Here is an 11,238-nt window from a genome sequence, read left to right on the forward strand (position 1 = left end):
TAAAAATGGCTAAAGAAGTATCTAAGGTTGTAAAATTACAAGTTAGAGGTGGTGCGGCAAATCCATCTCCGCCTGTAGGACCTGCATTAGGTGCGGCTGGTGTAAATATCATGGAGTTTTGTAAGCAATTTAATGCTAGAACTCAAGATAAGCCTGGTAAAGTGTTACCAGTAGCAATTACAGTGTATAAAGACAAGTCTTTTGACTTTGTTATTAAAACACCTCCAGCAGCAGTTCAAATCCTAGAAGCGGCAAAACTTAAAGGCGGTAGTGGAGAACCAAATCGTAAAAAGGTAGCAACTATCAGTTGGGATCAGGTTAGATTGATTGCAGAAGATAAAATGCCTGACCTAAATGCATTTACAGTAGACAGCGCTATGAGAATGGTTGCAGGTACTGCTAGATCTATGGGTGTTAACGTTAAAGGTGGAGATGCTCCAGCTTAAAAAAAGGTAACAATGGCAAAATTAACAAAAAAGCAAAAAGAAGCTCATGCTAAAATAGATGGTGCAGAAATGTATTCATTAGCAGACGCTTCTAAATTGGTAAAAGATATTACGAATGTTAAGTTCGACGCTTCAGTAGATCTTGCTGTGAGACTTAATGTTGATCCACGTAAAGCTAATCAAATGGTTAGAGGTGTGGTAACATTACCTCATGGAACAGGTAAAGATGTTAAGGTTTTAGCATTAGTAACTCCAGATAAAGAAGCGGAAGCAACGGCTGCTGGTGCAGATTATGTTGGACTGGATGAATATCTTGATAAAATTAAAGGCGGTTGGACTGATGTTGATGTTATCATCACCATGCCAAGCGTTATGGGTAAGTTAGGTCCTTTAGGTCGAGTATTAGGTCCAAGAGGTTTAATGCCTAATCCAAAAACAGGAACGGTTACTATGGATGTAGCAAAAGCTGTTTCTGATGTGAAAGCTGGTAAGATTGACTTTAAGGTCGATAAGACAGGTATTATACATGCTGCAATTGGTAAAGTATCTTTTGATGCTGATAAAATTGCAGGTAATGCAAAAGAATTAATTAATACGTTAGTTAAACTGAAACCTACAACGTCAAAAGGTGTATACATCAAAAGTATATATATGTCTAGTACTATGAGTCCTGGAATATCTATTGATGCTAAGCGTTTTGCAGACGACTAAAAAATCTAGACCATGACAAGAGAAGAAAAAGCAAATGTTATTCAAGATTTGACTGCTACGTTAGGTAATAGTTCAACAATCTATTTAGCAGATATTTCTGGCTTAAATGCATCAGATACTTCTAATTTAAGAAGAGCTTGTTTTAAAGCTAATGTTTCAATTTCTGTAGTAAAAAACACATTGCTTGAGAAGGCTATGGAAGCTTCAGATAAAGATTTTGGTGAATTGCCAGAATTATTGAAAGGGAATACTTCTATAATGATTTCTGAAGTAGCTAATGCTCCAGCTAAAGTAATTCAGACTTTTAGAAAAAAATCTGACAAACCTATTTTAAAAGGTGCTTATATTGAAGAAGCTATTTATGTAGGTGATAGATTCGAAGAGTTGAGTAATATCAAATCTAAAGAAGAAATGATTGGTGAAGTTATTGGACTTCTTCAATCTCCTGCCAAAAATGTTGTATCTGCACTTAAATCAGGTGGTAGTACAATTGCAGGTTTAATTAAGACACTATCTGAAAGATAGTTTTAAAGAGTACGCAAACAATTATTTATAAATTTTATTAAACGATAGAAAAATGGCAGATTTAAAAGATTTCGCTGAGCAGTTAGTTAACTTAACTGTTAAAGAAGTAAACGAACTAGCAACCATCCTTAAAGACGAGTATGGTATTGAGCCTGCAGCTGCTGCTGTAGCTATGGCTGGTCCAGCTGGTGGTGGTGACGCTGCTGCTGATGAGCAAACTGAATTTGATGTTATCCTTAAGGCTCCAGGTGGTGCTAAATTAGCGGTTGTTAAACTTGTAAAAGAACTTACAGGTGCTGGACTTAAAGATGCAAAAGACCTAGTTGATAATGCGCCATCTCCGATCAAAGAAGGTGTGTCTAAAGACGAGGCAGAAGCACTTAAGGCACAGCTTGAAGAAGCTGGTGCTGAGGTTGAGTTGAAGTAATTCTTCTTAACTAATCATTATCGGTTTAAACCTGTGAGCAAGGCTCACGGGTTTAGACCATTTTGCGTATAAAGATGAGACGTCATTAATAACGCTTTTTTTAACCTTTAATACCGTGCATTGATGCTGGCAACAAACACAGAGAGAATTAATTTTTCGACGGTAACAACTAAAGCAGATTATCCTGATCTGCTAGATATCCAAATTAAATCTTTTCAGGATTTCTTTCAATTAGAAACGAAATCTGATAAAAGAGAAGTAGAAGGTCTATATAATACCTTCATGGAAAATTTTCCAATTACAGATACTCGCAATCAATTTGTATTGGAGTTTCTTGATTATTTCGTTGATCCTCCTAGATACTCTATTCAAGAGTGTATTGAAAGAGGTTTAACCTACAGCGTGCCTCTTAAGTCACGTCTTAAATTATACTGTACTGACCCAGAGCATGAAGACTTTGAAACAATTGTTCAGGATGTTTATCTAGGAACTATTCCTTACATGACTCCTTCTGGAACTTTTGTTATTAACGGTGCTGAACGAGTAGTAGTTTCTCAACTACACCGTTCTCCTGGAGTTTTCTTTGGTCAATCTTTCCATGCAAATGGAACTAAACTTTACTCAGCTCGTGTTATTCCTTTCAAAGGATCATGGATTGAGTTTGCGACAGATATTAATAGTGTAATGTATGCTTATATCGATCGTAAGAAGAAATTACCTGTAACAACTCTTTTTCGTGCCATCGGATTTGAAAGAGATAAAGACATTCTCGGTATTTTTGATTTAGCAGAAGAAGTAAAAGCTTCTAAAACTGGATTAAAAAAATATCTTGGTCGCAAGTTAGCAGCTCGTGTTTTAAGAACATGGCATGAAGATTTTGTGGATGAAGATACAGGAGAGGTAGTTTCTATTGAGCGTAATGAGATTGTACTTGACCGTGATACAGTTCTAGATAAGGAGCATATCGATGAGATCATGGAATCTCAGGCAAAAACGATACTTCTTCATAAAGAAGATAATCAGTCTGCTGATTACGCTATTATCCACAATACTTTACAAAAAGATCCTACAAACTCTGAGAAAGAGGCTGTAGAACATATATATAGACAACTACGTAATGCTGAGCCGCCTGATGAGGAAACAGCACGTGGTATAATCGATAAATTATTCTTCTCAGATCAACGTTATAATTTAGGTGAGGTTGGTCGTTACAGAATGAATAAGAAGTTAGGACTGGATATCGCCATGGATAAGCAAGTGCTTACTAAGGAAGATATCATTACTATCATCAAGTATCTTATTGAATTAATTAATTCAAAGGCCGAGATTGATGATATTGACCACTTATCAAATCGTCGTGTTAGAACTGTTGGAGAACAATTATCACAACAGTTCGGTGTTGGTCTAGCTCGTATGGCTAGAACAATTCGTGAACGCATGAATGTTAGAGATAATGAAGTATTTACTCCTATAGATTTGATTAATGCAAAGACTTTGTCTTCTGTAATTAATTCATTCTTTGGGACAAATCAGTTGTCTCAATTTATGGATCAAACTAATCCACTGGCTGAAATCACACATAAGCGTAGATTATCTGCACTTGGGCCTGGTGGTCTTTCTAGAGAAAGAGCTGGATTTGAGGTACGTGATGTTCACTATACGCACTACGGAAGATTGTGTCCTATTGAAACTCCTGAAGGTCCAAATATTGGTCTTATCTCGTCATTAGCTGTTTTTGCTAAAGTGAATAGTATGGGATTCATTGAGACGCCTTACCGTTCAGTTAAGGATGGTGTGGTTAATCTTGAAGAAGAGCCTACTTATTTAAGTGCTGAGGAAGAAGAAGGAATGCATATTGCACAAGCAAACTTACCATTAGACGGTAAGGGTAAGATAGATCAAGATAAGGTTATTGCTCGTATGGAAGGTGATTTCCCAGTTGTTGATCCTTCTGAGGTTGTATATGCTGATGTTGCGCCTAATCAAATCGCATCTATCTCTGCTTCTTTAATCCCATTCTTAGAACATGATGATGCAAACCGTGCATTGATGGGATCTAACATGATGCGTCAGGCTGTACCTCTTTTAAGAGTAGATGCACCTATAGTAGGAACAGGTTTGGAAAGACAAGTTGCAACAGATTCACGCGTGTTAATTAATGCAGAAGGTGACGGTGAAGTGACATATGTTGATGCGCAACGTATAAGCATTAAATATGATAGAACAGACCGTGAAAAGGCGATAAGTTTTGAACCTGAAGAAACCACCTATAATTTAATCAAATTCCGTAAAACGAATCAAGGTACAAGTATAACACTTAAGCCTATCGTTAAGAAAGGTGATAGAGTTAATAGAGGTCAAGTTTTATGTCAAGGTTATGCAACTGAAGCTGGAGAACTTGCCCTAGGTCGTAACATGAAGGTAGCTTTTATGCCTTGGAAAGGTTACAACTTTGAGGATGCGATTGTAATTTCTGAAAAAGTTGTTCGTGAAGATATTTTCACCTCTATCCATGTTGATGAGTACTCTTTAGATGTTAGAGATACTAAGCTAGGTAATGAGGAGTTGACACCTGATATACCAAACGTTTCTGAAGAAGCAACTGCAGATCTAGATGAGCAAGGTATGATACGTATCGGTGCAGAAGTAAAACCTGGTGATATTTTGATAGGTAAAATTACTCCTAAAGGAGAGTCAGACCCTACACCTGAGGAAAAACTTCTACGTGCTATTTTTGGAGATAAAGCAGGTGATGTAAAAGATGCATCATTAAAAGCTTCTCCATCTTTACGTGGTGTTGTTATTGATAAAAAGCTTTTCTCTAGAGCCGTTAAGGATAAGAGAAAAAGAGCGCAGGATAAAGAAGATATTGCAAAATTAGAACAGGCATATCAGTCTAAATTTGATAATCTTCAAGAGCGTTTAATAGAAAAATTATTTGAAATTGTAAGTGGTAAAACATCACAAGGTGTGTTCAATGATTTAGGAGAAGAGGTTCTACCTAAAGGTAAAAAGTATACACTTAAAATGTTGCATTCAGTAGATGATTATACACATTTAGTTTCTGGAACTTGGACTACCAGCAAGGAAACTAACGAGATGATTGCTGACTTACTACACAATTATAAAATTAAAGAAAATGATCTTCAAGGATCATTACGTCGCGAGAAGTTTACCATCTCTGTAGGAGATGAACTTCCTGCTGGAATTATCAAACTAGCAAAAGTTTACATCGCTAAAAAGCGTAAACTTAAAGTAGGTGATAAGATGGCTGGACGTCACGGTAATAAAGGTATTGTTGCGCGTATTGTACGTCAAGAAGATATGCCGTTCCTTGAAGATGGAACGCCAGTGGATATTGTTTTGAATCCACTTGGGGTACCTTCACGTATGAACATTGGTCAAATATATGAGACCGTTTTAGGATGGGCAGGACAGAAGTTAGGAAAGACTTTTGCTACACCTATTTTTGATGGTGCTACTTTAGACCAGATTAATGCTTATACAGATGAAGCAGGAATCCCACGTTTCGGTCATACATATTTATATGATGGTGGTACTGGAGACAGATTTGATCAACCTGCAACAGTTGGTGTGATTTATATGCTGAAACTAGGACACATGGTAGATGATAAGATGCACGCTCGTTCTATCGGGCCATACTCATTGATTACTCAGCAGCCACTTGGTGGTAAAGCACAATTTGGTGGTCAACGATTTGGAGAGATGGAAGTATGGGCATTAGAGGCTTATGGAGCGTCTAGTACACTACGTGAAATCTTAACTGTGAAGTCGGATGACGTTATAGGACGTGCAAAGACTTATGAGGCGATTGTAAAAGGTGAGCCTATGCCAGAACCTGGTCTTCCAGAATCATTTAATGTATTAATGCACGAGTTGAAAGGTCTTGGATTAGACTTAAGACTTGAGGATTAATTTTTTAACGGTGGTTTTTATGATTACGCTTTCGCGAAAGCGTAATCATAACTCTCACCAGCTTTAACTAAAAATAGTACCATAATTATGGCTAGATATAAAGACGCCCCAACCCAGAAGAAATTTTCAAAAATTTCAATCGGTCTCGCATCACCAGAATCTATTCTCGCAGAGTCTAAAGGTGAAGTATTAAAACCAGAGACGATTAATTACCGTACGCACAAACCAGAGCGTGATGGACTTTTTTGTGAGCGCATTTTTGGTCCTGTAAAGGATTATGAGTGTGCCTGTGGAAAGTATAAGCGTATACGTTATAAAGGAATTGTATGTGATCGATGTGGTGTAGAGGTAACTGAGAAGAAGGTACGTCGTGACCGAATAGGGCATATTAACCTTGTTGTGCCAGTTGCGCACATCTGGTATTTCCGTAGTCTTCCTAACAAAATTGGTTATTTATTAGGACTTCCTTCAAAGAAGCTTGATATGATTATTTACTACGAACGTTATGTAGTAATTCAACCAGGTATTGCAAAAAATGAAGAAGGTGAACCAGTTCAAAAATTAGAATTTCTTACTGAAGAGGAGTATCTAAATATTTTAGATAGTCTTCCTCAAGAGAATTTATATTTAGAAGACTCAGATCCTAATAAGTTTATAGCTAAGATGGGAGCAGAATGTCTAATAGACCTTTTGCAACGTATCGACTTAGAAGGATTGTCTTATGATTTACGTCACAAGGCAAATAACGAAACTTCTAAGCAACGTAAAACGGAAGCTTTAAAGCGTTTACAAGTCGTAGAGGCTCTTAAGGAGTCAAATGTTCAAAGAGAGAATAAGGCAGAATGGATGATCATGAAAGTGATCCCTGTTATTCCTCCAGAATTAAGACCTTTAGTACCGTTAGATGGTGGTCGTTTTGCGACATCAGATTTAAATGATCTATATCGTCGTGTTATTATCCGTAACAATCGTTTGAAAAGATTAATGGAGATAAAAGCTCCTGAAGTAATCTTGCGTAATGAAAAACGTATGTTACAAGAAGCAGTAGATTCTCTTCTTGATAATACAAGGAAGTCTAGTGCTGTTAAAACGGATTCTAATAGACCTCTTAAATCTTTATCAGATTCATTAAAAGGTAAGCAGGGACGTTTCCGTCAGAACTTACTAGGTAAGCGTGTGGATTATTCTGCACGTTCTGTAATTGTTGTAGGACCAGAGCTTAAATTATATGAGTGTGGTATCCCTAAGGATATGGCTGCAGAACTTTACAAGCCATTTGTAATACGTAAGCTTATTGAGCGTGGTATCGTTAAGACAGTAAAATCTGCAAAGAAAATAATAGATAAGAAAGAGCCTGTTGTTTGGGATATCTTGGAGAATGTTCTCAAAGGACATCCAGTTATGTTAAACCGTGCTCCTACACTTCACAGACTCGGAATTCAAGCATTCCAACCAAAGTTGATTGAAGGTAAAGCAATTCAGTTACACCCATTAGTGTGTACAGCTTTTAATGCCGATTTTGATGGTGATCAAATGGCGGTACACCTGCCATTAGGTCCTGAAGCGATATTAGAATGTCAGTTATTGATGCTTGCATCACATAACATATTAAACCCTGCAAATGGTAGCCCTATTGCTGTACCATCTCAAGATATGGTCTTGGGTCTATACTACATGACCAAGCTACGTCGTTCAACGCCTGAGCATAAGGTTATAGGTGAAGGGTTAACTTTCTATGGTCCTGAAGAATTAGTAATCGCATTCAATGAGAAGCGTGTTGATATTAATGCGCCTGTTAAATGTAGAATTAATCTTCTACAGCCAGATGGTTCTTATAAAGCGGAAGTTATTGAAACTACAGCAGGTCGTGTGATATTTAATCAAGCGGTACCAGATGAAGCTGGATATATTAATGAAGTGCTTACTAAAAAGGCGCTACGTGATATTATAGGAGACATTCTCAAAGTAACTGATGTTCCAAGAACGGCTGCGTTACTTGATGAAATTAAAGATATGGGTTATGGCTTTGCATTCCGTGGTGGATTATCATTCTCTCTAGGTGATATTATGATACCAGATGAGAAACAAGCTATGATTGATGCAGCTAATACTAAAGTTGATGCAATACGCGGAAATTATGGTATGGGTCTTATAACTCAAAACGAGAGATATAATCAAGTTATTGATGTATGGACAGCTACTAATGCTGAGCTTACTGAATTAGCTATGAAGAATATTAGAGAAGACAACCAAGGTTTTAACTCTGTGTTTATGATGCTTGACTCTGGAGCTCGTGGATCTAAAGAACAGATTCGTCAGCTGACAGGAATGCGTGGTCTGATGGCTAAGCCTAAGAAATCTAACTCAGGTGGTGGAGAAATTATTGAAAATCCGATTCTTTCTAACTTTAAGGAGGGATTGTCTATTCTTGAATACTTTATCTCTACTCACGGTGCGCGTAAAGGACTTGCAGATACAGCTCTTAAAACAGCAGATGCTGGTTACTTAACCCGTCGTCTACATGATGTTGCACAAGATGTAATAGTTAATGTTGAGGATTGTGAGACATTGAGAGGTATTGATGTATCTGCACTTAAGAAGAATGAAGAGGTTATGGAAAAACTTAGTGCACGTGTACTAGGTAGAGTAGCTCTTCATGATGTAATTGACCCAGCTACACAAACAGTTATTGTTGAGGCAGGTGAGTTAATTACTGAAGAAATTGCAGATATAATTGAGGCATCAGATTTAGAGTCAGTAGAGGTGCGTTCACCTTTAACTTGTGAGGCTAAGAAAGGTATTTGTGTGAAATGTTATGGTCGCAACCTTGCAACTAATAAGCTTGTGATGCGTGGTGAAGCGGTTGGTGTAATTGCTGCACAGTCTATTGGGGAACCAGGTACACAGTTGACGCTACGTACTTTCCACGTTGGTGGTGTTGCTGGTAACGTTTCTCAAGAAAATACAATTGTTGCTAAGCATGATGGTATTTTAGAAATTGAAGATCTGAAATTAGTTAAGAGTGAAGATAATACTGGTAATCCAGTAAATGTCGTGATTTCTAGAACGGCTGAAGCTAAAGTACTTCATCCAGCTACAAAGATGTTGCTTAATTCAAATAATATTCCTTACGGTTCTGAATTATATGCTACGGCTGGTTCTAAAGTGAAAAAAGGAGATGTTCTTGCTAAATGGGATCCATTTAACGGTGTTATTATTTCTGAATTTGCTGGAAAAATTAAGTTTGAAAATATCATACAAGGAACAACTTTCCAAGTTGAAACTGATGAGCAAACTGGATACGAAGAGAAAGTTATATCTGACTCTAGAGATAAGAAGTTAATTCCGACACTACATATTGTTGATAGTAAAGGAGAAACTCAGATTTCTTATAACTTACCTGTTGGATCTCACTTAATGGTGAATGATGCTGATAAAATAAAGGTTGGTAAGGTTCTCGTCAAGATCCCACGTAAATCAGCTAAGGCTGGTGATATTACTGGAGGTCTTCCTCGTGTAACTGAATTATTCGAGGCACGCAACCCTTCTAATCCTGCTGTTGTTAGTGAGATTGATGGTGTGGTTGCATTTGGTAAGATTAAAAGAGGTAATCGTGAAATAATTGTTACTTCCAAAACTGATGAAGTTAAGAAGTATCTAGTTAAACTTTCTAATCAAATTCTTGTTCAAGAAAATGATTATGTTAGAGCTGGTATGCCTTTATCTGATGGTTCAATTACTCCTAAAGATATTCTTGCTATTAAAGGACCTAGTGCTGTACAGCAATATCTTGTGAACGAAGTTCAGGAAGTTTATCGTTTACAAGGTGTAAAGATAAATGATAAACATTTTGAGGTTGTCGTACGTCAAATGATGCGCAAAGTAAGGATAGTAGATCCAGGTGACGGAGTTTTCTTAGAGAATCAATTAATTCATACAGAAGATTTTATTGTTGAAAATGATAAACTTTACGGTATGAAAGTAGTTGAAGATGCTGGGGATTCTGATTCACTGAAATTAGGTCAATTAATCTCTTCAAGAGAATTAAGAGATGAGAATTCTCTATTACGCCGCGAAGATAAAGCGTTAGTAGTAGCTAGAGATGTAGTCCCTGCTACGGCCGAGCCTGTTTTACAAGGTATTACAAGAGCTTCACTACAAACTAAGTCATTTATTAGTGCTGCTTCATTCCAAGAAACTACTAAAGTACTAAATGAAGCTGCTGTAAGCGGTAAAGTTGATTCTCTAGAAGGTCTTAAGGAAAATGTAATTGTTGGACATAGAATTCCTGCTGGTACTGGAATGCGTAACTATGATGATATCATTGTAGGTTCTAAGGAGGAATTTGAAAAATTAATGGCTTCTAAAGAAGAGCCAACACCTAACTATAATTAAAATGGAGAAACAAGGTCCAAATAAATTGAACATAGAAATTGATGCTGAAGTGGCAGAAGGTCAATATAGTAACCTAGCTATTATTAATCATTCTATGTCTGAGTTTGTTGTAGATTTTGTGAATATAATGCCTGGTAATCCAAAGAGTAAGGTCAAATCGAGAATTGTTTTAACGCCGCAACATGCTAAGCGATTAGCTAAAGCTCTTGCCGAAAATGTTCGAAAATTTGAAAAAGCAAATGGAGATATTAAGGATTATGAACAACCTCCGATCCCGTTAAACTTTGGTCCAACGGGACAAGCGTAAAAAAAAGCCTGATAGTAATATCAGGTTTTTTTATTTTTTAATCAATTCCTTATCAATATTCGTTATAGCACTGTGTTTTTTGATCTATTTTAAGGCGTTGTAGTCTCTAAATAATTATAAAACAATATCTAGGTTGGATTTATATTAAGTGTGCTTGAAAATCTTTAAAATGGTTATTTGTAGATTAGTGCGATTTGATGGTATTTTTGAACTATTCTTTTTAACTTATGATAAATATTTAATTAGGAATCTTGTATTATTGGTCAATAAAATCATTGTAATACAGCGATAAAATATGGGTAATAAACGAATACTTCTTTTTATTCATTAAAATAATCATTCAAGCTGAAGCAATAGAATTATTTTTGCGGCTTAGTATATCTTGACTTTTGATTGTAATTGTTCGATATGCTTGATAATTTAATAAGGTATTTCAATATATGGACATTTTTACCTCCCCAAAAAATTCCAAAAACTTGTTTTTCAGGTTT

Annotated in this window: 7 protein-coding genes; all 7 read left to right on the top strand. The window is 36.6% G+C overall.

Annotated elements, in window-relative coordinates; all coding sequences use genetic code 11:
- Positions 1-5: 5 nt before the first annotated feature.
- The 7 genes from rplK to BST92_RS08460 all read left to right on the top strand — a co-directional run bounded on the left by rplK (position 6) and on the right by BST92_RS08460 (position 10,747).
- A complete protein-coding gene (rplK, locus tag BST92_RS08430) occupies positions 6-446 on the top strand; it encodes a 50S ribosomal protein L11 (protein ID WP_006796889.1) in 441 nt (146 codons plus the stop codon).
- A 12-nt stretch (positions 447-458) separates the two neighbouring features.
- Entirely contained in the window at positions 459-1,157 is a 699-nt protein-coding gene (gene rplA, locus BST92_RS08435) for a 50S ribosomal protein L1 (RefSeq protein ID WP_105071052.1), read from the top strand.
- A gap of 12 nt (positions 1,158-1,169) precedes the next feature.
- Complete coding sequence (gene rplJ / locus BST92_RS08440; protein WP_006796891.1) at positions 1,170-1,682, top strand: 50S ribosomal protein L10; 513 nt, start codon at positions 1,170-1,172, stop codon at positions 1,680-1,682.
- A gap of 52 nt (positions 1,683-1,734) precedes the next feature.
- A complete protein-coding gene (gene rplL, locus BST92_RS08445) occupies positions 1,735-2,109 on the top strand; it encodes a 50S ribosomal protein L7/L12 (protein WP_006796892.1) in 375 nt (124 codons plus the stop codon).
- Positions 2,110-2,232: 123 nt separating this feature from the next.
- Positions 2,233-6,045 carry a DNA-directed RNA polymerase subunit beta gene (gene rpoB, locus BST92_RS08450; protein ID WP_105071053.1) on the top strand — a complete coding sequence of 1,271 codons (3,813 nt, stop codon included), beginning with the start codon at positions 2,233-2,235 and terminating at the stop codon, positions 6,043-6,045.
- 87 nt (positions 6,046-6,132) lie between these two features.
- Positions 6,133-10,440 (top strand): DNA-directed RNA polymerase subunit beta', encoded by a 4,308-nt coding sequence (rpoC, locus tag BST92_RS08455; protein ID WP_105071054.1) that lies wholly within the window; start codon positions 6,133-6,135, stop codon positions 10,438-10,440.
- A 1-nt stretch (position 10,441) separates the two neighbouring features.
- Positions 10,442-10,747, top strand: coding sequence for a DUF3467 domain-containing protein (locus BST92_RS08460; RefSeq protein WP_105071055.1), 306 nt, complete (start codon positions 10,442-10,444; stop codon positions 10,745-10,747).
- Positions 10,748-11,238 lie beyond the last annotated feature (491 nt).

The sequence above is a fragment of the Nonlabens arenilitoris genome (genome assembly GCF_002954765.1).
Lineage (GTDB): Bacteria > Bacteroidota > Bacteroidia > Flavobacteriales > Flavobacteriaceae > Nonlabens > Nonlabens arenilitoris.

What these genes read in the sequence shown, in the direction of transcription:
- rplK (WP_006796889.1), top strand. Translation starts at nt 6, where the DNA reads ATGGCTAAAGAAGTATCTAAGGTTGTAAAATTACAAGTTAGAGGTGGT.
- rplA (WP_105071052.1), top strand. Translation starts at nt 459, where the DNA reads ATGGCAAAATTAACAAAAAAGCAAAAAGAAGCTCATGCTAAAATAGAT.
- rplJ (WP_006796891.1), top strand. Translation starts at nt 1,170, where the DNA reads ATGACAAGAGAAGAAAAAGCAAATGTTATTCAAGATTTGACTGCTACG.
- rplL (WP_006796892.1), top strand. Translation starts at nt 1,735, where the DNA reads ATGGCAGATTTAAAAGATTTCGCTGAGCAGTTAGTTAACTTAACTGTT.
- rpoB (WP_105071053.1), top strand. Translation starts at nt 2,233, where the DNA reads ATGCTGGCAACAAACACAGAGAGAATTAATTTTTCGACGGTAACAACT.
- rpoC (WP_105071054.1), top strand. Translation starts at nt 6,133, where the DNA reads ATGGCTAGATATAAAGACGCCCCAACCCAGAAGAAATTTTCAAAAATT.
- BST92_RS08460 (WP_105071055.1), top strand. Translation starts at nt 10,442, where the DNA reads ATGGAGAAACAAGGTCCAAATAAATTGAACATAGAAATTGATGCTGAA.